23 protein-coding genes are annotated in these 23,259 nt (G+C 61.9%); 4 read left to right on the forward strand and 19 right to left on the reverse strand.

Annotation, left to right across the window (positions count from 1 at the left end; translation table 11 throughout):
• Positions 1 to 149 precede the first annotated feature (149 nt).
• The 17 genes from lpxB to AC0L2M_RS15300 form a co-directional block, all read right to left on the reverse strand.
• Positions 150 to 1,316 (reverse strand): lipid-A-disaccharide synthase, encoded by a 1,167-nt coding sequence (gene lpxB, locus AC0L2M_RS15220; protein ID WP_128168157.1) that lies wholly within the window; start codon positions 1,314 to 1,316, stop codon positions 150 to 152.
• Positions 1,306 to 2,208 (reverse strand): LpxI family protein, encoded by a 903-nt coding sequence (locus AC0L2M_RS15225; RefSeq protein ID WP_128244898.1) that lies wholly within the window; start codon positions 2,206 to 2,208, stop codon positions 1,306 to 1,308. The genes lpxB and AC0L2M_RS15225 overlap by 11 nt, the downstream gene beginning before the upstream one ends.
• On the reverse strand, positions 2,195 to 3,028 hold the full coding sequence (gene lpxA, locus AC0L2M_RS15230) for an acyl-ACP--UDP-N-acetylglucosamine O-acyltransferase (protein ID WP_287342935.1): 834 nt from the start codon (positions 3,026 to 3,028) through the stop codon (positions 2,195 to 2,197). Before lpxA ends, AC0L2M_RS15225 begins: the two co-directional genes overlap by 14 nt.
• A gap of 13 nt (positions 3,029 to 3,041) precedes the next feature.
• On the reverse strand, positions 3,042 to 3,500 hold the full coding sequence (fabZ, locus tag AC0L2M_RS15235) for a 3-hydroxyacyl-ACP dehydratase FabZ (protein ID WP_023801228.1): 459 nt from the start codon (positions 3,498 to 3,500) through the stop codon (positions 3,042 to 3,044).
• 1 nt (position 3,501) lies between these two features.
• Positions 3,502 to 4,560, reverse strand: a complete 1,059-nt coding sequence (gene lpxD / locus AC0L2M_RS15240) for a UDP-3-O-(3-hydroxymyristoyl)glucosamine N-acyltransferase (protein ID WP_128172412.1) — start codon at positions 4,558 to 4,560, stop codon at positions 3,502 to 3,504.
• A gap of 180 nt (positions 4,561 to 4,740) precedes the next feature.
• Positions 4,741 to 7,086 carry an outer membrane protein assembly factor BamA gene (bamA, locus tag AC0L2M_RS15245; RefSeq protein ID WP_473535277.1) on the reverse strand — a complete coding sequence of 782 codons (2,346 nt, stop codon included), beginning with the start codon at positions 7,084 to 7,086 and terminating at the stop codon, positions 4,741 to 4,743.
• A gap of 217 nt (positions 7,087 to 7,303) precedes the next feature.
• A complete protein-coding gene (gene rseP, locus AC0L2M_RS15250; RefSeq protein WP_473535278.1) occupies positions 7,304 to 8,446 on the reverse strand; it encodes an RIP metalloprotease RseP in 1,143 nt (380 codons plus the stop codon).
• 116 nt (positions 8,447 to 8,562) lie between these two features.
• Positions 8,563 to 9,393 (reverse strand): phosphatidate cytidylyltransferase, encoded by an 831-nt coding sequence (locus AC0L2M_RS15255; protein WP_473535279.1) that lies wholly within the window; start codon positions 9,391 to 9,393, stop codon positions 8,563 to 8,565.
• Positions 9,390 to 10,121 (reverse strand): isoprenyl transferase, encoded by a 732-nt coding sequence (locus AC0L2M_RS15260; RefSeq protein WP_128172408.1) that lies wholly within the window; start codon positions 10,119 to 10,121, stop codon positions 9,390 to 9,392. The genes AC0L2M_RS15255 and AC0L2M_RS15260 overlap by 4 nt, the downstream gene beginning before the upstream one ends.
• A 32-nt stretch (positions 10,122 to 10,153) precedes the next feature.
• Positions 10,154 to 10,708, reverse strand: a complete 555-nt coding sequence (frr, locus tag AC0L2M_RS15265; RefSeq protein WP_077384157.1) for a ribosome recycling factor — start codon at positions 10,706 to 10,708, stop codon at positions 10,154 to 10,156.
• A gap of 121 nt (positions 10,709 to 10,829) precedes the next feature.
• Positions 10,830 to 11,552, reverse strand: a complete 723-nt coding sequence (pyrH, locus tag AC0L2M_RS15270; protein WP_023801221.1) for a UMP kinase — start codon at positions 11,550 to 11,552, stop codon at positions 10,830 to 10,832.
• 320 nt (positions 11,553 to 11,872) lie between these two features.
• Positions 11,873 to 12,796: a translation elongation factor Ts gene (gene tsf, locus AC0L2M_RS15275; protein ID WP_473535280.1), complete on the reverse strand. Its 924-nt coding sequence runs from the start codon at positions 12,794 to 12,796 to the stop codon at positions 11,873 to 11,875.
• Between the two features lie 117 nt (positions 12,797 to 12,913).
• Complete coding sequence (rpsB, locus tag AC0L2M_RS15280) at positions 12,914 to 13,711, reverse strand: 30S ribosomal protein S2 (protein ID WP_027151898.1); 798 nt, start codon at positions 13,709 to 13,711, stop codon at positions 12,914 to 12,916.
• A 177-nt stretch (positions 13,712 to 13,888) separates the two neighbouring features.
• A complete protein-coding gene (locus AC0L2M_RS15285) occupies positions 13,889 to 14,500 on the reverse strand; it encodes a LysE family translocator (protein WP_128172407.1) in 612 nt (203 codons plus the stop codon).
• Positions 14,497 to 14,775, reverse strand: coding sequence for a DUF4031 domain-containing protein (locus AC0L2M_RS15290; RefSeq protein ID WP_027151900.1), 279 nt, complete (start codon positions 14,773 to 14,775; stop codon positions 14,497 to 14,499). Before AC0L2M_RS15290 ends, AC0L2M_RS15285 begins: the two co-directional genes overlap by 4 nt.
• 101 nt (positions 14,776 to 14,876) lie before the next feature.
• Positions 14,877 to 16,175 (reverse strand): hypothetical protein, encoded by a 1,299-nt coding sequence (locus tag AC0L2M_RS15295; RefSeq protein ID WP_473535281.1) that lies wholly within the window; start codon positions 16,173 to 16,175, stop codon positions 14,877 to 14,879.
• 99 nt (positions 16,176 to 16,274) lie between these two features.
• Positions 16,275 to 17,102: a cell envelope integrity EipB family protein gene (locus AC0L2M_RS15300; protein ID WP_023801218.1), complete on the reverse strand. Its 828-nt coding sequence runs from the start codon at positions 17,100 to 17,102 to the stop codon at positions 16,275 to 16,277.
• A gap of 137 nt (positions 17,103 to 17,239) precedes the next feature.
• Here AC0L2M_RS15300 and AC0L2M_RS15305 point away from each other — a divergent pair, with 137 nt between their 5' ends.
• The 4 genes from AC0L2M_RS15305 to AC0L2M_RS15320 all read left to right on the forward strand — a co-directional run bounded on the left by AC0L2M_RS15305 (position 17,240) and on the right by AC0L2M_RS15320 (position 20,252).
• A complete protein-coding gene (locus tag AC0L2M_RS15305) occupies positions 17,240 to 17,704 on the forward strand; it encodes a RidA family protein (protein ID WP_473535282.1) in 465 nt (154 codons plus the stop codon).
• 7 nt (positions 17,705 to 17,711) lie between these two features.
• Complete coding sequence (locus AC0L2M_RS15310) at positions 17,712 to 18,440, forward strand: glycerophosphodiester phosphodiesterase (RefSeq protein ID WP_473535283.1); 729 nt, start codon at positions 17,712 to 17,714, stop codon at positions 18,438 to 18,440.
• 41 nt (positions 18,441 to 18,481) lie between these two features.
• Positions 18,482 to 19,699 (forward strand): GNAT family N-acetyltransferase, encoded by a 1,218-nt coding sequence (locus AC0L2M_RS15315; RefSeq protein WP_473535284.1) that lies wholly within the window; start codon positions 18,482 to 18,484, stop codon positions 19,697 to 19,699.
• 118 nt (positions 19,700 to 19,817) lie between these two features.
• Positions 19,818 to 20,252, forward strand: a complete 435-nt coding sequence (locus AC0L2M_RS15320; protein ID WP_473535285.1) for an HIT family protein — start codon at positions 19,818 to 19,820, stop codon at positions 20,250 to 20,252.
• Between the two features lie 86 nt (positions 20,253 to 20,338).
• Here the strand turns inward: AC0L2M_RS15320 and clpA are convergent, their stop codons facing one another.
• Positions 20,339 to 22,804: an ATP-dependent Clp protease ATP-binding subunit ClpA gene (gene clpA, locus AC0L2M_RS15325; RefSeq protein WP_473535286.1), complete on the reverse strand. Its 2,466-nt coding sequence runs from the start codon at positions 22,802 to 22,804 to the stop codon at positions 20,339 to 20,341.
• 6 nt (positions 22,805 to 22,810) lie between these two features.
• A complete protein-coding gene (gene clpS / locus AC0L2M_RS15330) occupies positions 22,811 to 23,137 on the reverse strand; it encodes an ATP-dependent Clp protease adapter ClpS (protein WP_023801212.1) in 327 nt (108 codons plus the stop codon).
• Between the last annotated feature and the right edge of the window lie 122 nt (positions 23,138 to 23,259).

Genomic DNA, 23,259 nt, shown 5'->3' on the forward strand with positions numbered 1-23,259 from the left:
TAGTGAATAGTGAATAGTGAATAGTGAATAGTGAATAGTGAATAGTGAATAGTGAATAGTGAATAGTGAATAGTGAAGCAGGTCTCTTTGTGGCCTATGGTCAAGCACGATTTTCACCATTCACCATTCACTATTCACCACTTCACCATTTACCGCTTGATACACCTCATCACGACCCCTGCAGCGATGTCGCCAGACGGTCTGTCGACGGCCATGCGTCTGGCCACCTCGGCAAAACCGTCCTTCTGCCATGCGCGATAGGCGGTGTCGGAAAACAGCGCCTCCAACTGCCGCGCCAGATAGTGCGGTCGCACATATTCGTTGTAGCTTTCCGGCACGATCGGGCGGTCGGCGATGAGATTGGGCAAGGAGGCGCTCCATACGGTGACCAGGCGTTGGGCCATCCGCATGACCGGATCGAGCCGGTAGCAGGAGATCATCGGCACACCCGACAGCGCCAGTTCCAGCGACACCGTTCCCGATGCGATCAGCGCTGCGTCGGCCTTGCCGAAGGCCTGCCATTTGCGCTCGGGATCAAGGATGATCTCCGGCTTCTCGTCCCAGCTTGCCACCGAAGCCCTGACCAGGTCGGCGACATGCGGCACCGTCGGCAACAGCAGGCGCAAGCGGTGTCCGCGAGCACGCAGGATCGAGATCGTCTTGCCGAACGGGCCGGCCAGCCGTCGCACCTCGCCGCGACGCGAGCCGGGCAGCACAAGCAGTGTCTTCACACGATCGTCGGACAGGTCGCGCGGCAGGCTTTGCGCCTTGGCGGCGCCGAGCACGCCCGGATCGTGGGTAAGGCGATGGCCGACATAGGTGCCGGTCGGACCGCCGAGGCGGGCGAGTTCCCTCACTTCGAAAGGCAGGATGCAGAGGATGTGGTCGACATACGGTTTCATCGCCACCGCCCTGCCCGGCCGCCATGCCCAGACGCTCGGGCAGACATAGTGGACGATCGGGATTGCCGGATCGGCGGCACGCACCTTTTTCGCCACGCGCAGCGAAAAATCCGGGCTGTCTATGGTGATGAGGCAGTCCGGCTTTTCATTGGCGACCGCACCGGCCGTCTGGCTGATCCGTCGTATCAGGCGCGGCAGATCGCGCAGGATGGCGCTCAATCCCATCAGCGCGATCTCGCCGCCGTCGAACAGCGGCGTGAGGCCGAGCGCCTGCAAATGCCGGCCGCCGATGCCGACGAGCCGGACCTCGCGGCCGGTCACGCGCTTGAGCGCCTCTACGATGTCGGCGCCAAGCAGGTCGCCGGATTCCTCGCCGGCGACGATGGCGATCTTCAGCGGTCGCTCAGTCGCCATGCACCGGCTCCGCAGCAGGCAGGCCGATCACGAACAGGCCGAGCGCGTTGGCGCGAGCGACGACTGTCGGGCCTTCGAGAACCAGCGAGCGGCCGGCTTCGACGGCAATGCCGGCAAGTCCGGCGGCATGCGCCGCCTCGATCGTCTGCGGGCCGATGGAGGGCAGATCGGCGCGCAACTCCTGGCCAGGCTTGGCGCATTTGACCAGGACGCCGCGCGTTCTGCCGGCCAGCCTGCCATGGCCGCGCAACTGCCGTGTTCGATCGAGCAATCCGTCGGTACCCTCGATGCCTTCCAGCGCGATGGCGCGGCCGCCGATCGCAACAGCCGCCTGGCCGATATCCAGCGCGCCGATGGCCATTGCCGCTGCGTGGGCCGCTTTGATGTCGCGCCAGTCGGATTTCCGCGGCGCTGCCTTGGTCAGCGCGCCTTCGGCGGCGACCAGTTCCGGCACGATCTCATGGGCGCCGACCACCTTGATGCCGCTGCGCTCGACCCTTCGCACGAACAGTTTCAACACGGTGTCGTCGCCTTGGGTTACGCCGACAAGAAGGCTGGGCACCCAGGCGAGCAGGCCGAGATTGAGGCGCATGGCGCTCAGCCTGGGGCGGCGTGTGATATGGCCCGCTGTCACCAAATGGGTAACATGACTATTTTTGAGCGTCGGCAGCAGTGAGCCGACATCCTCCAGCCTCAACGTCGCCTGCTCATAGGCGTCGAAGTCGGCTATCCGGTCGACCTCGCCCGCCACTATTACCACGAAGGGAGACTTGCCTTGCCCAGCAAGCGCCTTGGCGACTTCGACCGGCAAACTGCCGCCGCCGGCGATGATGCCGACCCTGGCGTCTGGCGCGAGATCAAGGCCCGTCCGGGTGCCCTCAATCTTCGTCATCTGCATCGTCGCCGCCGCCAGCCTTGAGCGACGGGACGGCATAGTGCCGCTTACCGCGACTGGCGATGAAATCGATGATCTTCATGGCGGTCGGTGACGAGGCGAATTCCGCCTTGGCGAACTCGATGTTTTCGCCGACGGTTCGGGAGCGATCGAAGATCGTCTTGTAGGCCTTGCGCAGCGTGTGGATCTCGGAGCGCGGCAGGCCGGCGCGCTTCAGGCCGATGATGTTGAGGCCGCGAAGGCTGGCGCGATTGCCGACGGCGATGGCGTAGGGAATGACATCGCCGACGAATGCCGAGCAACCGCCGAGAAAGGCGTTGTCGCCGACGCGGACAAACTGATGAACGGCGCTGAGACCACCGATATAGACGTTGTCGCCGATCTCGCAATGGCCGCCCAACGTCGCCTGATTGGCGAAGGTGGCGTTCTTGCCGACGATGCAATCATGGGCGATGTGGGCGTAGGCAAGGAAGTTGCCGTTGTCACCGATCGTCGTCTCGCCGCGGCTGGAATCGGTGCCGACGTGCATGGTCACGCCTTCGCGGATCGTGCAGTTCTCGCCGACGACCAGCGTGGTGCGGCCGCCCTTGTGCTTGTTGTTCTGCGGCGGCGCGCCCAGTGTCGCCATCGGATACACCTTGGTCGTCGCACCGATGGTGGTCGCGCCCATCACCGAAATGTGGCTGACCAGTTCGACGCGGTCGCCGAGCACCGCGTCGGCGCTGATGTGGCAGAATGGCCCGATGCGGACGCCTTCGCCGATTTTTGCGCCGGCCTCGATGACCGACGATGGATGGATGACTGTCTGGATTTTCATAAGCATTCGATCGTCAGTCGCTCGCGACCATCATCGCCGAGATCTCGGCTTCCGCGGCCTTGACGCCGTCGACGAGAGCCTCGCAGGCGAATTTGAGAAGGTTGCCGCGTTTCTTGATTTTCTTCACATGGATCTTCAACTGGTCGCCGGGAACGACCGGTTTACGGAATTTGGCGTTGTCGATGGTCAGGAAATAGACCAGCGACGGTTTTTCGGTGCCTAGGCTGCGGATGCAGATGGCGCCGGCCGTCTGCGCCATCGCCTCGACGATCAGCACGCCGGGCATGACCGGCTGATCCGGGAAATGACCTTGGAAATGCGGCTCGTTTATGGTCACGTTCTTGATGCCGGTGGCGGACTCGTCGCCATCGATATCGATGATGCGGTCGATCATCAGGAACGGATAGCGATGCGGCAGGAGCTTCATCAGCCCCAATATGTCGACCGCCTCGAGCGTTGTCGCCGCAACCATCTCAGCTCTTCCCTCCGTCGCCCGATTTGCGCGCCCTGGCCAGTCTTCGCAGAGCCGCGATCTCCCGCATGGCTTCCGCCATCGGCTGCGCCGGGTACCCTCCCCAAATCTCGCCTGCGGGGACGTTGCTCATGAACCCGCTTCTTGCAGCAAGCTTGGCCCCTGTCCCTACCGTCAGGTGATCCGCAAGACCGACACCGCCACCCATGGTGACGTTGTCGCCCACCGTTACGGAACCGGAAATACCCGAAAGGCCGGCGATTATGCAATTGCGGCCGATGCGGACGTTATGAGCGATCTGGACCAGATTGTCGATCTTGGTGCCTTGACCGATAATCGTGTCGGACATGGCGCCGCGATCGACGGTGGTGTTGGAGCCGATCTCGACGTCGTCCTGGATGACGACCCGGCCGATTTGCGGCACGCGCTCCGGGCCCTTGGCGCCGGCCACGAAGCCAAAACCGTCCTGGCCGATGCGGGCGCCGCCATGAATGATGACACGGTTGCCGATCAGCGCGTACTGGATGCTGGCGCCTGGGCCGACATAGCCGTCGCGGCCGAACTGGCAGGAGGGACCGATAACGGCATGAGGAGCAATGACGGTTCCGCTGCCGATAGAAGCGCGAGGGCCGATGATCGCGCCGGCCTCGACGATCGCGCCGGCCTCGACGCGCGCCGATGGATCGATATGGGCATGCGGCGAGATACCAGTTTCGCCGGTCATCGGCGCCGGTGTCGCAGCCGCCGGGAAAAGCAGGCGGCCGACCATCGCGAAAGCCTGTTGCGGGCGCGGATGGATCAGAACCGCGATACCCGCCGGCGCCTTGCCGGCAAATTCGGCCGGGCATAGAACCGCCGCTGCTCGCAGCGATTGCATCAGCGCGAAGTTGCGTCTGCCATCGACAAAGACAAGAGCGTGCTCGCCGCCTTCGCTTGCCGGCGCCAAGGCTTCGATCGATCTATCGGAGAGGTCGGAATCGACAAGCACCGAGCCGGTCAGATTCGCGACTTCGCCAGCCGTAAACCGGCGTGATGGCGCGAAGAACACCGGATCGGTCATTCCAGAAGCTATATCCAGCTAGCGCACGACCCCGAAAATCGGAATCGATTTTCGGAAAGGATAATGCGCAAAATCAAAGTCCTGCAGCGTCCTTTGCGCGTCCAGGAGGACACGCGGCGCCGTAGTGTCGAATTACTTTCTTCCGGACCGCTACGGCCCGGACGTATCGTTGCCCGCCGATCAGAACCGGGACGATATGCCGAAGTTGAATTCCTGCACGTCGTCGGTGTCCTCCTTGAGGACCGGGATCGCATAGTCGATGCGGATCGGGCCAAAAGGCGACGCCCACATCAAGCCGACGCCGGCCGAGGCACGCCATTCCATGCTGGTTGTCGATGGATCAACACCCGCCACATCGTTGCCATAAAGTGTCGCCGCATCGGCAAAGACCGCGCCGCGCAGGCCGAAGCTCTCCGGAATGATCGGCATCGGAAACTGAGCTTCCGCCGAGGCGTTGAAATAGGTGGTGCCGCCGAGATGGTCGTCAAAGCCCTGGTTGTCGACAGGACCGATGCCGCCATAGGCGAAGCCGCGGATCATGCGGTCGCTGCTCTGGAAATGATCGAAGATGCGCAGGTCGTCGTTGCCGAAGCCCTGGATATGGCCAGCCCCGCCCGAAATCAAACCAACCAGATCAAGCTGCTCCGACAACGTCTGATAGACGCTGCCGCGCGTTGTCACCTTGACGAATTTGGCGTCGCCGCCGAGGCCGGCGAATTCCGTGGTGACATTGGCGAAGATGCCTTCATGCGGGTTCTTCATGTCGTCGATGGTGTTGTAGACCAGGCCGAGACTGACCGACGACTTGAGCCACGGGCTTTCCGCTATGCCATTTAGGATAGCCGTAGAGACGGTGCAGCCAGGGAGATCGCAATCATCGTCGAGCTTGTACTTCTCCTGCGAGATATTATACGCCAGCTGCGTCGAGATGTCGTCGGTGATCGGCAGGCCGAAACGCACTGTCGCGCCTAGCGTCTCGCTCTTGTAGTCGTCGTATTCCCTGGTCCGGTTGAAGACATCGAAACCGGCGGCAATGCGCCGCCCGAGGAAATAGGGCTCGGTGAAGGAGAAGCTGTAGTCGCGCGAATTCTTGCCGCCGCCCGCCGACAGCCTGATGAACTGGCCGCGTCCGAGGAAGTTGCGTTCGCTGATCGATCCTTCGATGGTCGGGCCTTCGGTGTCGCCACCGCTCGAATAGCCGGCGCCGACCGAGAACTCGCCGGTCGACTTTTCGACCACGTCGACCACCAGCACCACCTGGTCCGGCTCAGAGCCGGGCACGGTCGAAACCTCGACTTTCTCAAAGAAATCGAGCGCTTCTAGCCGTTTCTTGGCGCGCTGGATGAGAACCTGGTTGAAGGCATCGCCCTCACTCACGTCGAATTCTCGGCGAATGACATAGTCGCGCGTCCGGTCGTTGCCGCGAATCTCGATGCGCTCGACATAGGCCTTGGTGCCCTGGTCGATCGTATAGACCACTGAAATGGTGTGGTTCTCGAAATTGCGGTCGCCGCGCGGCGTCACCTGGGCGAAGGGATAGCCGGAACCGGCGACCCTCTCGGTCAATGCAATGATGGTGTCTTCGACGTTCTCGGCGTTGTAGACATCGCCCTTGTGGGTTTCGACCACCGACTGCAGCGATGCGCCGTCGACTTCGGGAATCGTGCTCTCGACGCTGATGTCGCCGAAGGTGTAGCGCTCGCCCTCCTGCACGGTGATGGTCACCGTGTATTTATTGGTGGTTTCGTCGAGCTCGCCGACCGCGGAAGTCACCTGGAAGTCGGCATAGCCGTGATTGTAATAAAAACGGCGCAGCAACTCCTGGTCGGCGTTGAGCTTGTCTTCGTCATACACGTCGTCGCGCAGCACGTACGAAAGGATGGTCGAGCGCTTGGTCGAAATGACATCGGACAGGCGACGGCTCGAGTAGGCGCTGTTGCCGACGAAATTGATCGCGGCGATCTGCGTGCGGCCGCCTTCGTTGATGTTGAACACCACGTTCACGCGGTTGTCGCCGAGATCCATGATCTGGGTGGTCACGGCGGCGTCGTCGCGGCCGATACGCCTGTAGGCAGCCTTGACCGCCTCGACATCGGCATCGAGCGCCTGCTGCGAGAACGTTCCACGCGGCTTCAACTGGACCGCGGCCGCCAGCGCGTTGTCCTTGAGCTTCTTGTTGCCCTGGAACAGCACCTGGTTCACGACCTGATATTCGGAAACCTTGATGATCAGCGACGAACCGACCTGGTTGATCTGGACGTCCGAGAACAGTCCGGTACCGAACAGCGCCTTGACCGCCTCGTCGATATCGGCGCTGGAAAACGGCTTGCCGGGCTTGATCGTGACGTAGTTGCGGATCGTCTCGGCGTCGACACGCTGATTGCCGCTGACTTCAACTCTTGAAACAACAGCGGCCTCGGCCGCCGATGTGGCAACGAACTGCACTGCGAGCGCACCTGGTAAGACCAGGGCGGCGGACAGGGCCACCGCGGACGCGGCGCTCAGAAACTTGGATGCTGCCTTCATCGGGCTTTTGTACCTTTTCTCGAAGTCCCCACGGCGAGAAAACCGGACGTGCGGTAATTTCTCCTACCGTATTAACCGGATTTTCCCTACACGCAAGGCTCCTGGTTAATTTGTATTTACTTAACCCAATTGCGTGGCTTTCGCGTCACGCATATCCCCACGCATGGTAAACGGCGTCTCAACATGGGCTGTGCTGAAGCCAAATTTCTTCATGATTTCAGCATCCAAACAGGTCGTTCCAGAAAACAAACCCCATGAAGCCCAAGACGAGAAGCAGGCCAGCCCTGTAGCCCAACTCCATCATCCGTTCCGACACCGGTCGCCGAATGATGGCCTCCACGCCGTAGAACAGGAGATGGCCGCCGTCGAGCGGAGGGATCGGCAGAAGGTTCAGAATACCGATCCCGACCGACAGCAGGGCGACAAGTTGCACAAGCCAGTCGAAGCCGAGTTTTGCCGCCTGCCCCGACATCTTTGCGATCTTGATTGGGCCGCCCAACTGGCATTTGTCTTCGCGACCGACAACGAAACGCTGCAGGAACTGACCGGTGCGCTGAATGATGTATCCCGTCTCCTCGACCGCCGCCCCTACCGCTCCGACCGGGCTGTAAGTGATCAGCCTGGGCTGGCCGAATTCCTGGTTGTTGACGACGCCGATCACCGCCACCTTGACCTTGTTGCCCAGCCCGTCTTGCTGCTCCATCAATTCCGGCGTCGCCGTAACGGTGATCTCCTTGCCGTCGCGCAGCATGACGAAGGTGATGGGATCGCCACCGCGGCCCGAGACCCGGCGCTGGACGTCGGCGAAGGTCTGGACCTTGCTGCCGTCGACGCTGACGAATCGGTCGCCGGGCAGGATGCCGGCCCTGGCCGCTGGGCTGCCCGCTGTAACTTCAGCCACCATTGGCTCCAGCACGGGCCGGCCATAGGCGGAAAACAGCACCGCAAAGACGGCGATCGTCAGCAGAAAATTGAACAGCGGGCCAGCCACAACAGTTGCCGCGCGCTTCCAGACCGGCTGCGTGTGAAAAGCGACCTTGCGCTCGGCAGTCGTCAGCGTTTCGATCTCCTCCGAACTGGGCTGGCTCGAGGTGGCATTCATGTCGCCGACGAATTTGACGTAGCCGCCGAGTGGAATGGCGCAGAGTTTCCAGCGCGTGCCATGGCTGTCATTAAAGCCGAAGAGTTCCGGGCCGAAGCCGATCGAAAAGACCTTCACGCCGATGCCGCACCAGCGGCCGACGAGATAATGGCCCATCTCGTGAACGAACACGACGACGGTCAGCACGAACAGGAAAGGCACCAGCGTGCCGAGGACAAAGCCCTCCGTGCTGAAAACCGCGTGAAGAATCTCGTTCAACTCATGTCCTCATAATTCGTCCGCAGCACGGTGGTACCGCGACTGTGGCATCAATCCAGGCGAATCCATGGCGCATCCTGCGCAGGTCAAGAAACCAGGCCCGGAATCGATGCCGATCAAGCTGGAAACAGCCCCTGTGCCGGATGGTCGGCGGTCGCCGAAATCCAGCCGATGACGTACAGGGCGAACGCCGCCGCGACAAGCCCGTCGACCCGGTCCATGACGCCGCCGTGGCCCGGTATCAGCGCGCCCGAATCCTTGCGGTTGTGGCGCCGCTTCACCCATGATTCGAAAAGGTCGCCAGCCTGGGAGACGAGCGAAAGCACCAGCGCGGCGACGCCGAGCACTGCCAGATTGCCGGCTCCGGCCGCCGCGGCCAGAAGCAGCCCGGCAACCACGCCGCCGACGGCGCCACCGAGTGCCCCGCTCTGCGTCTTGCCCGGCGAGATCGACGGCGCCAGCTTCGGCCCGCCGACAGCGCGGCCGACAAAATAAGCTGCTATGTCGGTCGCCCAAACCACCGCGAACAGGAAGAGAATGGCGACGAGGCCGGGATGGTCGCCGTCGCGCAAAAGAGCAAGTGACAGTCCGGAAATGGCGGCATAGGCAAGGCCGGACGCGTCCCACTGTCCCGTTTGATGCATCGAAGTCTGGTGCATCGAAGCCACGACCACGGTGACAATGACCATCACCGCCACAAGAAGCAGCAGCCAGAACGCCGGCAGGCCGGCGACCAAGGCGCCGACGAAAACCAGAAGCAGTGCTTCCGGCAGAAGACCAAGACCCGTGGCGGCGACCGGGCGGCACATTCGCGTCCATTCGTAGAAGATCAGGATCGTCATGGCGGCGCAAAGCATTCGGAAGGGCAGTCCGCCTAGCCAGGTCAGGCCGAGCGTGACGATCGCAAGCACGACGGCAGAAATAACGCGAAGCTGGAGGTTGCTCATCCCTTGGCTGTCACGGCGACGCCTTCAGCGCTAAGCCCGCCGAAACGGCGCTCGCGACCGGCAAAGTCGCGCAATGCGTCAGCCAAATGCTCGCGGCTGAAATCGGGCCAGTAGCAAGGCAGGAAGACAAGTTCGCTGTAAGCCGCTTGCCATAGAAGGAAATTCGACAGCCTGAGCTCACCGCTGGTGCGGATGACCAGTTCCGGATCCGGAATACCCTGGGTGTCGAGAGAGCCGGCAAAGGATTCGGCCGTAATCGCCTCGCTGTCGAGCTCGCCGCGCGCCACCGCCGAGGCAAGCTTGCGCGCGGTGCGCACGATCTCGTCGCGTCCGCCATAGTTGAAAGCGATGACCAGGGTCAGCGCTTCGTTGCGGACGGTCAGCGTTTCGGCCTCTTCAAGCAGGCTCCTGATGTCAGGTTGCAGCCCTGCCCTGTCGCCGATGATCCTGACCCGCACGCCATTTTGGTGCAGTTCGGCGAGGTCGCGGCGGATGAAGATTTTCAACAGGCCCATCAGGTCGCTGACTTCGGACTTCGGCCGCGACCAGTTTTCCGACGAGAAGGCGTAGACGGTGAGGAACGAGACGCCAAGGCCAGGAGCGGCGCGCACCGTGTTGCGCAGCGCCTCGACGCCGGCACGATGCCCAGCAAGCCGTGGCAAGCCACGCGCCTTGGCCCAGCGTCCGTTTCCGTCCATGATGATTGCGACATGCGCGGGGCTTGTCATGTTCTCGCTTTCGAGCCAGCAGTGGCCAGACCCTAAACCTGCATGATTTCAGCTTCCTTATCGGAAAGCAGATGGTCGATGGTGCCGATCATCTCGTCGGTGAGCTTCTGGACCTGGTCGGACCGCTTGCGATGATCGTCCTCGCTGATATCGCCGTCCTTTTCCGCCTTTTTGAGGAATTCCATGCCGTCCCGGCGCACGTGGCGTACGGCGATGCGCGCATTCTCGGCATAACCATGCGAGATCTTGACCAACTCCTTGCGGCGCTGTTCGTTGAGCTCGGGCAGCGGAATCCTGAGATTGGTGCCGTCGACGATCGGATTGAAGCCGAGATTGGATTCACGGATGGCGCGATCGACCGCACCGACCATCGACTTGTCCCAGACCGAAACCGAAATCATGCGCGGCTCCGGCACCGACACGTTTGCCACCTGGTTGATCGGCATGGTGGTGCCGTAGGCCTGCACCTGGATCGCATCGAGCAGGTTGCTCGACGCGCGGCCGGTCCGCAGCGAAGCCAGATCGTGCTTGAACGCAGCGATCGCCCCGTCCATGCGCCGTTTGAGATCATCGTATTCGCCACTCATCATCGTCTCCTCGACCCGTTAGCCGGATTCACTTCAGGGTAACCGTATTCAAGCCTCGATCCGAAAACCGGTTCCCGTTTTTCGCCTACGGAAAACCTTCGGTTCGGCATCGGGCTCCCGATCAGTCGTCCGTGACGACCGTGCAACGTCCGCCGCCCCTCAGAATATCACCGAAACCACCCTTCTCGTGGATCGAATAGACGATTATCGGGATGTTGTTTTCGCGCGCAAGTGCAATCGCGGCCGTATCCATGATCGAAAGACCGCGTTTTATGACTTCGCCATGGCTGATGCGCTCGAAGCGGGTCGCATGCGGGTCCTTCTTGGGATCGGCGGAATAGACGCCATCGACCTGGGTGCCCTTGAACAGCGCGTCGGCGCCGATTTCCGCCGCGCGCAGCGCCGCGGCCGAATCGGTGGTGAAGAACGGATTGCCGGTGCCGCCGGCAAAGATGACGACCTTGCCCTGGTTCATGTAGGCGGTCGCCTGGCGCTGCGAAAAGCTCTCGCAAAGCTCAGGCATGGCGATTGCAGACAGCACCACCGCGTCGACGCCGATCTTGTTCAGCGAGGTGCGCAGCGCCAGCGAGTTGATGACGGTGGCGAGCATGCCCATATGGTCGCCGGTGACGCGATCGCCGCCCTTGGAGGCAACGGCCACGCCGCGAAAGATGTTGCCGCCGCCAATGACAACCCCAACCTCGATGCCAAGGGTGCGGGCCTCGGCGATGTCGGCGGCGATGCGATCGACCACCGACACGTCGATGCCGAAATGCTGCTCACCCATCAGCGCTTCGCCCGACGCTTTCAGCAAGACACGTCGGTAGAGGGGCTTCACCGTCATCTGGTCCTCATCATTATGCGTGTGACGCGCCGGGGCGGCTTCCCGCGCAGGCGCTGCCCCGAAACATTTGGCGTTCCGATACACGAAGGGCGCTGCGATGTCACGCGGCGCCGGAACCGGCAAACGCTCTTCCAGCCATTGGCTTACACCGGCAAATGCAACTTGTGCGTGTAGATCCTTGCATGAGCAGATCCGGGCATGAGCAGATAGCCAGCCGGCCTGTCGCCGACGCCTGGCCTTCATCGATACCGCGCAAGAAATCGGCCGGGCATCCTCGCGGACACCCGGCCGTAAAGTCTTTCAGAAAGATAGAGTGCGTTTTACTTCTTGACCGCCGCCGCGACTTCCGCCGCAAAATCGGTCTCGTCCTTCTCGATGCCCTCGCCGAGCGCGAAGCGCAGATAGGCAGTGATCTTGGCCGGTGCGCCGATTTCCTTCTCGGCATCCTGCAGCGCCTTCTCGACGGTGATCTCGGGATTGAGCACGAAAGCCTGCTTGAGCAGCACGACCTCCTCATAGAACTTGCGCAGGCGGCCCTCGACCATCTTCTCGATAATCGCTTCCGGCTTGCCGGACTGGCGCGCCTGGTCGGCGAAGATCGCCTTCTCGCGCTCGACCGCCGCCGGATCGAGTTCTTCCGTGGTCAGCGCCATCGGGTTGGTGGCGGCGACATGCATGGCGACCTGACGCGCAAAGGCGTTGGCGGCCTGGGCGTTGCCAGATGTCTCGATGGCGACCAGCACGCCGAGCTTGCCAAGGCCGTCGGCAACCGCGTTGTGGACGTAGGTTGCGACGGCGCCCTGCTCGACGGTGAGCTTGGCCGAACGGCGGAAGCCAAGATTCTCGCCAATGGTGCCGACAGCGTCCTTGATGGTGTCGGCAACCGACTTGTCGGAACCCGGATACGGGGCGGCTGCAACGGCCTCGGTCTTGCCGCCATAGGCGAGCGCCACCTTGGCGACATTGGCGACGATCTCCTGGAAGGCAGCGTTGCGGGCAACGAAGTCGGTCTCGGAATTGACCTCGACGACCGCCGCCTCACGCACGCCGGAATCGACGCCGATGAGGCCTTCGGCCGCGGTACGGCCGGCCTTCTTGTCGGCCTTGGAGATGCCCTTCTTGCGCAGCCAGTCGACGGCCTCTTCCATGTTGCCGTTGGTCTCGTTCAACGCCATCTTGCAGTCCATCATGCCCGCGCCGGTCAAGTCGCGGAGTTCTTTGACCTGTGCAGCCGAAATGCTCATTGTCGCCTCTTTGTTTAAAATGCACCGACGCACCACCGGTCCTCGATGATGCGCCTGGCGCCAGCGCTCAGCGCGCCAAAATATGAGAAAGATGAAGGCCGAAACCGGCCTTCGCTGTTACGCTTCCGGTGTCTGGGCGGCCGGTGTCTCGGCGGCCGGCGTCGGCTCGAGTGCCGGCTCGATCGGAGCCTCGGCCAACGCGCCGACGTCGACACCAAGCGCGCCCTGCTGGCGAGCAATGCCGTCGATTGCAGCCTTGGCGATCAGATCACAATAGAGTTGGATGGCGCGGGCCGCGTCGTCATTGCCCGGAATCGGGAAATCGATCTTGTCCGGGTCGCAGTTGGAATCGATGATGGCGACGACCGGGATGCCGAGACGCTTGGCCTCGAGGATGGCGATCGCTTCCTTGTTGGTGTCGATCACGAACATCAGGTCTGGCGTCGAGCCCATGTCCTTGATGCCGCCCAGCGCCTTGTCGAGCTTCTCGCGCTCGCGGTCGAGGTTGAGGCGCTCCTTCTTGGTGAGCCCCTGGGCCTCGCCAGCCAGCATCTCGTCAAGCTTGCGCAGGCGCTGGATGGAGTTCGAGATCGTCTTCCAGTTGGTCATCATGCCGCCGAGCCAGCGGGAGTTGACATAATACTGGGCCGAGCGCTGTGCGGCGTCAGCGACGATGTCGGACGCCTGGCGCTTGGTGCCGACGAACAGCACGCGGCCACCCTTGGCGACGGTGTCGGAAACCTGCTTCAGCGCCTGGTGCAGCAGCGGCACCGTCTGCGAGAGGTCGATGATGTGGATATTGTTGCGGGCGCCATAGATATAGGGCGCCATCTTCGGGTTCCAGCGGTGGGTCTGGTGGCCGAAGTGAATGCCAGCTTCCAAAAGCTGGCGCATGCTGAAATCAGGCAGAGCCATTGTTATGTCCTTTTCCGGTTAGCCTCCACGGACACAGGCATTTCTGGACTTTGTCCTCGAACGCCACCGGAGGTTTCAGCCGGATTTCTCCCGGGCAGACACCAAAGTCCGTGTGTGGAATGAGCGCGCATATAGAGGGGATGCGCGGCAAACGCAAGCGCTGCGGTGTCTTGCAGCTCAGCGTGCGGCGATCAGCGCACCGGTGCCGATCATGGCGCCGCCGGCAAACCTGTTCATCAAGCGCATCCGCCTTGGCGTCTTGAACCAGCCCGAAGCCTGCCCGGCAAGCACCGCATAGACGCCCATAGTGATAATGTTGACGCCGATCACGACCGTAACCATGAGCAGCCCCTCAGCGAAGTTCATTGCATTGAGATCGAGGATCAACGGCATGATGGAGGCGTGGAACAGGATCGCCTTGGGATTGCCCAATGCGATGGAGATGCCCAGGTAAAACGATCGAGACAGTCTTGCCTGCGTAACCTCCAGTCCATTCGATCGCGCGGAAGCCGATCTCCACATCCTGACGCCAAGAAACATCAGATAGGCTGCACCCGCATATTTCAGGATGAGAAAAACCCATTCGAAGGTCTGTGCCAGTGCCACCAGACCGAGCAGCGCCAAAGTCACCAGCACCGCGTCGCCGGCGGCGATACCGAGGCCAGCCAGGAACGCGCGAACGAACCCGCGCGAAACGCCGTTGGCAATGACCGTGAATACCGCCGGGCCAGGCGTGGCGGCGGCGAATGTGATCGCAGCGCAGTAAGCCAGAAATGCCGTCAACGTCATGGTCGTATCTTCCCCTTCGGCACCCGGACCCGCCGGAAAACAGCAACGATCTCCTCGCGGCTGCATTCGACGGCGCCTAGCCGCACCGCGCGGTCGCGCTCGAAGCCGGTTATGTCATAATGCGGCGCCGATGTCTTCGGCGGCCCCTGATAGGACGAGCGCTTGACGCCGAGCTGTGCTGCAAAACGATGCAGCTCGTCGGTGTCGTCGGCCAGCAGGTGACACCAGCGGTGGCCGACCCATTTCCAGATCGCCGCGTCGACATAGACCGCCATGAGGCTTGCCGCACTCCTTCATCTTGCGCCGACCAGCGGAGCCGCAGCTCACCCGCAGCCGAGATCCAACGTCAGCGATGCCAATGCTAGAGATGCCAATCCTAGCGATGATAGAAGGGATTCGGATAGAAAATGAAGCTGCCGGCGGCTTCGAGTTCGGCCACGGTCGTGGTGATGGTCTCCTGCATGCGCCGGTGCAGTTCGGCGAGAGCATCGTCGATAGAGCCCGGAAAGGCGTGCAATCCCAACGGCTCCGGCACCCGGATATGCGCGCAGCGCGGCCCGGCCGGTTGCGGTACGAAGCAATTGACCGTGTCGCGCAGCGTGCCCTTGCAATAATCGTTGCGGATACGCTTCAGATGCTCTGCGATCTCCTCTTGCGCAATGCGCGGATTGGCTGAGGCCCACGGTCCGACGCGTTGGAGACGCTGGATCGTGTCCGCCAGCGAGCGGATCTGTTTTTGTCGCTCGGCGTCGCCGGCGCCTTCCCGCAGCCAGCGGCGCGCCCGGCGCAAAAGCTCGGCGATCTCGCTGGCGCCGGGATCGACCGAAATACCCTCCCCCAGGCGCCGGCTCAATTCGAGCAGCAATTGCTTGTGCCGCGTAGCATACGTAGCCCGTTCGTCGGGCGCCATGCCGCAGGCAATCTCATCGCGCGACAGCAGCGTCGCATAGATATGGTGGACGCGCTCCGGCAGCGTATCGGCGGCACGACGCTCAATCTTCAGGCTCTTCTCGACATATGCGCATTCCTGCGCCAGCGCCGGCTCGACATTTTTGGTGAAGGCGAGCTTCCAGACAACCGGCGCGATCCAGACTTTGAAATCCTGATCCGTGACGCGACCGCGCTTGAGCGCTTCGAACCCCATCTCGACCGCCCCCGGAAGAAGCGGAGCGACGACATTGCCATGCCAGCCGACGCCGCCTTCGGGATGCAAGAGAACGCCATGCCCTTTCAGCGCCCAGGCGATCGAGTGTTCCTTGGCAGCGCCGCTGTTGCCGGGTATCTGGGCGATCAGATTGTTGGCCAGCCAGAATTTCTGCATGATCCGGCCGAGGCCGTTGACGACGCCATGCGTGGCCCAGGATGCCGCGAGCGGACTGACCCTCGAGACGATCTCCTTGTCGATCATCCAGTCGGTGAAGAATTCCGGATGGTTGGGCGTGATGAACGTTGCCTTGCCTGCGCCGCAACAGGCCTTCAGCCGCTGCCGGTCGTCGTCGGGAAAGTCGGTATGGCGGACATTGGCGACACCGCGCAATCCGGCCACGCGGTTGAACGGCAACAGGTCGCGAAACCCGGGAATGCCACGCAGCATGACGACCCGGTTGACGACAGTCATGATCCTGATCAGCGCCGGATTGGGCGTCGGCGCCACGAACACATCGATTTTGCTCAACCCACCCCCCGATCGATCCCTCGGCGTAGAGGTTGAAATGCAATTGCGGCGTGTTCAAGTCATTCGCCGCCGCCTTGCGGGCGTGGCTAACCCAAGGCTCTATTTCGGCGGACAGGGTTTCGTCTGATCGAACAGCGAAAGATTGACCAGCTTGCCGGTCATCGAGAAGTCGTTGTAGTCCATGAGCAGGTCGCGCGTGATGCCGTTCTCATGCAGCTTGAAGCTGATCCGGTATTCCGGCACCTCCTCGCCTGACTTGTCGGTGCTGTCGAAATAGGCGATGTCGACTGGCCAGTATTTGTCGGTGGCGAGTTTTGCCAGTGCCGGCACTTCCGGATCGGTCTTGTCGGCATCGGCCTTCTTGCCGACGACGACGGTGGTGGTCATCACCTTGTTGGCATCTTCCGAACCGTCGAACAGGTTGGTTTCGTAGAAATTTTCGCCCTTTTCGGCCTTGTCGATCAGTTCGGCCAGATGCTGCGTCGGAAACTGTGTGGCCGGCAGTTCGACGCTGCTCTTCTCCGGCTTGTCGATGTCGACCTTGAGGCCGTTTGTCTCCTTCGTCGCGGTGCCCTTGACCTCCTTGTCGAGAGTCTGGTCGACAAAGGATTTTGTCACGAACGAGAAGGTCTTGCCTTCGGCGTCCTCGAAAGTGGTCGTCTGCTGGTCGGTCAGCCTTGTATTCTCGTTGGTGACGATCTGGGTGACGAAACGGAACTTCACCGTATAGCCTTCGCAAGGCGAGCCGTTGAACTCATAGACCATGCGGCCGGAAATGCCGGTGATGCCGGAGCGGTCGGAGGCCTTGTCCAGGGTCAGATCGTAAACCGCGCGATGCGCCTGCAGCGCCGGTACGGCAAAAGCCGGCGCCATCGAGAACACCGCTGGCAGCAGGACAGCGTGGAATGCGAGGCGTGTTGCGCGCATGAGGGGCTCCGATCATCGCGCCTGATGGCAGGCCGCAGGAAAGAGGGTCCAGCTTAAAAAAAGTCGTGGCGGAAGCGAGGCAAAAATTGCAATTTCGGCCCGGCCTGCGCAGCGTCATCAAGCAATAGGGAAATACCATGAGTGAAACAATCGAAAAGCGGCTAAGCGATCTCGGCGTGACGCTTCCGGTCGCTGCCGCGCCCGCCGCCAACTACGTGCCCTGTTGCAGATCAGGCAATCTGCTGTTCATCGCCGGACAGCTGCCGCTCAAGCAGGGCAAGCTGCAGGCGAGCGGCCTGCTCGGCCGTGATGTCGACATCGCAACCGGCCAGGAAGCGGCAAAATACTGCGCGACCAACATATTGGCGCAGGCCAAGGCAGCACTTGGCGATCTCGAGAAAATCCGCCGCGTGGTGAAGATCACCGTCTTCGTCGCCTCGGCGCCGGATTTTTTCGAGCAGCACCTGGTTGCCAACGGCGCCTCGGATCTACTGGTTGCAGTGCTCGGCGATCCCGGCAAGCATGCTCGCGCCGCCGTCGGTGCCGCCTCCCTGCCGCTTAATGCCGCAGTGGAAATCGAAGCCATCTTCGAAGTCGAATGAGCCCGGCATGACCGACCTTTCATGGCTGACCGCCCGACCCATTGCCCATCGCGGCCTCCACGACATGAACAAGACGCGCTGGGAGAACACGCTTTCCGCCTTTGCCGCTGCGGCTGAACGCGGCTATGCGATCGAATGCGATGTGCATCTGTCGTCAGACCGCATCCCGGTGATCATCCACGATAGCGATCTGAAGCGGCTGACCGGCCAGGACGGTTTCGTCTGGCAGCGAACGGCAGCAGAAATGACGGCCCTCAAGATCGGCGGCACATTGGATCGTCTGCCGACGCTGCAGCAGGCCCTCGACCTGGTCGATGGTCGCGTGCCGGTGGTCGTCGAGCTGAAAGGCGTTCCCGGCCGTGACGAAGGCTTGGTCGAAAGCGTCGGCAAGATGCTCAAAAACTACAAGGGCAAGGCGGCGATCATGTCGTTCGACCACTGGCTGATCCGCGACTTCCCAAAACACGCGCCCGGCATTCCGGGCGGGCTGACCGCTTATGGCAACGAAGTCAAGCTGATCGAGGCGCATTTCGCCATGCTGGCGCACGACATCGCCTTCGCCTCCTACGCCGCCGGCGACCTGCCGAACCAGTTTGTCAGTTTCGTGCGCGAAAGGCTCAAAATGCCGGTCATCACCTGGACCGTGCTCGACCAACCGGCGGTCGACCTGACCTTCAGATATGCCGACCAGATGACGTTCGAAGGATTTGAGCCGGATCTTGTGCAGGTCGCTTGAACTGAGCTTGCATGGACCGGCACGGAGCTTAAATAGGCCTCATGGATCAAGGCGATGAAGGCGACGGGCAAACGGCGAATGGAGAGTATGCGATCCGGGTTGCCTCCGGCATCGGAGCCTTCACCTGCGCCGAATGGGATGGCCTCGGCGGGACCTCACGCGGCGATACAGAAAACGGATACAACCCACTCGTTTCATGGGCTTTTCTGAGCTCACTTGAGGATTCCGGCTGCGCCGTGCGGCGCACCGGCTGGCAGGGCCATCATCTCAGGCTCGAGACAGCGCAGGGAAAGCTGCTCGGTGCCGTTCCCTGCTACCTGAAATCGCACAGCCAGGGCGAATATGTTTTCGATCACGGCTGGTCGGACGCGTTCGAGCGCGCCGGGGGGCGTTACTATCCTAAACTGCAATGCGCCGTGCCGTTCACGCCGGTCACCGGCCCTCGCCTGCTGGTCAACAAGGGCGAGGACAGTCGCGCCGTGAAGGCCGGCCTGGCAGCCGGCCTGAAGGCGGTGACGGAAAAACTCGGCGTTTCCTCCGCGCATGTGACTTTCGCGCAGCTGAGGGATGTCGAAGCGCTGGAAGCGGCGGGTTTTTTGCACCGCACCGACCAGCAGTTCCACTTCTTCAATGAAGCTTATTCGTCCTACGACGATTTTCTCGCCACTCTGGCATCGCGCAAGCGCAAGGCGATGAAGAAGGAGCGGCGCGAGGCGCTCGGTCACGGCATCTCGATCGACTGGCTGACCGGCAAGGACCTGACCGAAAGGGTCTGGGACGACTTCTTTGCCTTCTACATGGATACCGGCAGCAGGAAATGGGGGCGGCCCTATCTCAGCCGCGCGTTTTTCTCGATGATCGGCCAGCGCATGGCCGACGACATCCTGCTGGTGATGGCCAAGCGCAATGGACGCTACATTGCCGGCGCCATCAATTTCATCGGTTCCGATGCGCTCTACGGGCGCAACTGGGGCTGCATCGAGGACCACCCCTTCCTGCATTTCGAGGTCTGCTATCACCAGGCGATCGACTTCGCCATCGACCGTAAGCTGAAAGTGGTCGAAGCCGGCGCGCAAGGCGAGCACAAGCTGGCGCGCGGCTACAGGCCGGTGACCACGCATTCGGCGCATTACATCGCGCATCCCGGCTTGCGTAACGCGGTCGCCGACTATCTAAGGCGCGAGCGCCGCGAAGTGGAGCGGATGGCCGGCTATCTCGAAGAGCACACCCCGTTCCGCAAGGATCTGGCGGACGATTAGAGCGACATGCGTCCAATTGGACGCACAAAGCACGCTCGAAAGCATCGTACTTTCCGAAAATCGATTCCGATTGTCGGGTCGATGCGGTAGGAGCAAGGCACAATCCGGAGCCCACGCCATGGCCGAAAAAACCACCTACGACAGCAACAATATCTTCGCGAAAATCCTGCGCGGTGAAATCCCGTCGCATCGCGTCTATGAAGATGACGCGGTTGTCGCCTTCATGGATGTGATGCCGCAAGGTCCGGGTCATACGCTGGTTGTGCCGACGGCGCCGTCGCGCAACCTGCTTGACGCGGATCCGGCAACATTCGGCCCACTCTTCGCCGTCGTGCAAAAGGTGGCGGTGGCGGTGAAGAAGGCCTTCGGCGCCGATGGCGTCACCATCCTGCAGTTCAACGAGCCCGCTTCGGGCCAGACCGTCTACCACCTCCATGTCCACGTCATTCCACGCTTCGAGGGCATCCCTTTGAAGCCGCATAGTGGGCAGATGGAGAAGCCGGAAGTGTTGGCTGAGAACGCTGGCAAGATACGGACGGCGCTGGCAAACTGACGCCGGGCGCCCGTGTTCGGCCACCCGCCAGCTCTTCATCCAGCAAAAAAAGCCCCGTTTCCGGGGCTTTTTTAGTTTTCAGGCCATCATCCCTTGCGGGGCAGTTGCGGCACCAGGCTGCGCTTGCTGCCATCCTTGCCCTTGGGCTCCGCCTTCTGCGCGACCGCCTTTTTCGCGGTCGGCTTCTTGCCGGCAGCTTTCCTGGGCTTCGGCGTGTCGTCCGGTTCTTCCTTCTTCGGCTTGACCGGCGCCTCGTCGGCGAGCGACTCGAGCTTCAGCCCGGTTTCGCCGGTCTCTTTCTGGTCGACGGTGACACGCACGGTGCCGCCCTTCTTGAGCTTGCCGAACAGCACCTCGTCGGCCAGCGGCTTCTTGATGTGCTCCTGGATGACGCGGCCGAGCGGCCGTGCTCCCATGCGCTCGTCATAGCCCTTCTCGGCCAGCCAGGCGATCGCCTCCTGCGACAGGTCGAAGGTGACGCCACGCTCGGAGAGCTGGGCCTCGAGCTGCATGACGAACTTCTGCACCACCTGGTGGATGACCGGCACCGGCAGCGAGCCGAACGGGATGATCGCATCGAGACGGTTGCGGAACTCCGGCGTGAACAGCCGGTTGATCGCTTCGACATCGTCGCCTTCGCGCTTGGTCGAGCCGAAACCGATCGCCGCGCGCTGCGCATCCGAGGCGCCCGCATTGGTGGTCATGATCAGGATAACATTGCGGAAGTCGATCTGCTTGCCGTTGTGGTCGGTCAGCTTGCCATGGTCCATGACCTGCAACAGGATGTTGAACAGATCCGGATGCGCCTTCTCGACCTCGTCCAGCAACAGCACGCAATGCGGATGCTGGTCGACGCCGTCGGTCAACAGGCCGCCCTGGTCGAAGCCGACATAGCCGGGAGGCGCGCCGATCAGCCGTGAGACTGTGTGGCGTTCCATATATTCGGACATGTCGAAGCGGATCAGCTCGACACCGAGCGAGGCCGCGAGCTGCTTTGCCACTTCGGTCTTGCCAACGCCGGTCGGTCCCGAGAACAGGTAGGAGCCAATCGGCTTCTCCGGTTCGCGCAGGCCGGCCCGCGCCAGCTTGATCGCCGAGGTCAAAGCCGTGATCGCGGTGTCCTGACCGTAGACGACGCGCTTCAGCTCAATGTCGAGACCGGCCAGCACCTTCTCGTCGTCGGCGGAAACCGTCTTCGGCGGAATGCGGGCGATGGTGGCGATCGTCGCTTCGATCTCCTTGATGCCGATGGTCTTCTTACGCTTGGCCTCCGGCACCAGCATTTGCGAGGCGCCGGTCTCGTCGATCACGTCGATCGCCTTGTCCGGCAGCTTGCGGTCGTTGATGTAGCGCGCCGACAGTTCGACCGAAGCCTTGATCGCCTCAGCCGTGTAGCGAACCTTGTGGAACTCCTCGAAATACGGCTTGAGACCCTTCATGATCTCGATGGCGTCCTCGATGGTCGGTTCGTTGACGTCGATCTTCTGGAAGCGCCGCACCAAGGCGCGGTCCTTCTCGAAGAACTGGCGGAACTCCTTGTAGGTGGTTGAGCCGATGCAGCGGATCGTTCCGGACGACAGCGCCGGCTTCAACAGGTTCGACGCATCCATGGCGCCGCCAGACGTCGCTCCTGCCCCGATCACGGTGTGGATCTCGTCGATGAACAGAACCGCGCCCGGATAATCCTCGAGCTCCTTGACGACCTGCTTCAGCCGCTCCTCGAAATCACCGCGATAGCGGGTGCCGGCCAGCAATGTTCCCATGTCGAGCGCGAAGATGGTGGCGTTGTGCAGCACTTCCGGCACGTCGCCCTCGACGATGCGCTTGGCGAGGCCCTCGGCGATCGCCGTCTTGCCGACGCCGGGGTCGCCGACATAGAGCGGATTGTTCTTGGAGCGGCGGCACAGCACCTGGATGGTGCGGTTGATCTCGGACTCGCGGCCGATCAGCGGATCGATCTTGCCGGCCTTGGCCTTGTTGTTCAGATTGACGCAATAGGCGGTCAGCGCGTCCTGCTGCTGCTTTTTCTTGCCGCTGTCCTCTTGCGGCTCGGCGCCGCTCTGGCCCTGCTCGTCATCGGCGCCACGCGGCGACCGCGTCTCGGATGCGCCGGGCCGCTTGGCGATGCCATGCGAGATGTAGTTGACCGCGTCGTAGCGGGTCATCTGCTGCTCTTGCAGGAAATAGGCGGCATGGCTCTCGCGCTCGGCGAAGATGGCAACGAGCACGTTGGCGCCGGAGACTTCCTCGCGGCCGGACGACTGCACATGGATCACCGCACGCTGGATGACCCGCTGGAAACCGGCCGTAGGCTTGGAATCCTCGTCATAGCCGGTAACGAGATTGTCGAGCTCGGTATCGATGTAGGTGAGAACCGTATGCTTCAACTCGTCAAGATCGACGTTGCAGGCGCGCATGACCGCGGCCGCCTCGGTGTCGTCGATGAGCGCGAGCAGCAAGTGTTCAAGGGTTGCGTATTCGTGGTGCCGCTCATTGGCGAGCGTCAGCGCCTGGTGAAGCGCCTTTTCCAGGCCTTGGGAGAAAGCCGGCATGTTACCTCACTTCTTCTCCATCACGCATTGCAGCGGATGCTGATTCTGTCGGGCGAAATCCATGACCTGAGACACTTTGGTCTCGGCCACCTCGAATGTATAGACCCCGCACTCGCCCACTCCATGATTGTGAACATGAAGCATGATGCGTGTGGCGGCTTCACGGTCCTTCTGGAAAAAACGCTCCAGCACGTGAACCACGAATTCCATGGGCGTGTAGTCGTCGTTGAGAATGAGGACCCGATATAAGCTAGGCTTCTTGGTCTTGGTTTTGGTGCGCGTGATGACGGCCGTGCCGCGACCGGTCTCGTTGCCGTCGCTGCCGTTTTGCATCCGCACCACATCTGTTGTGGCAGTCAAACCTGTCGTCACGTAACCCTGCCTTTTCGAATCCCCATGCGCGTTCGACATGTAGGTGTTCGATGAATGATTTTAAGCCCTTCTGTTTAGCTGAC

Source organism: Mesorhizobium sp. WSM4806 (assembly GCF_055811635.1).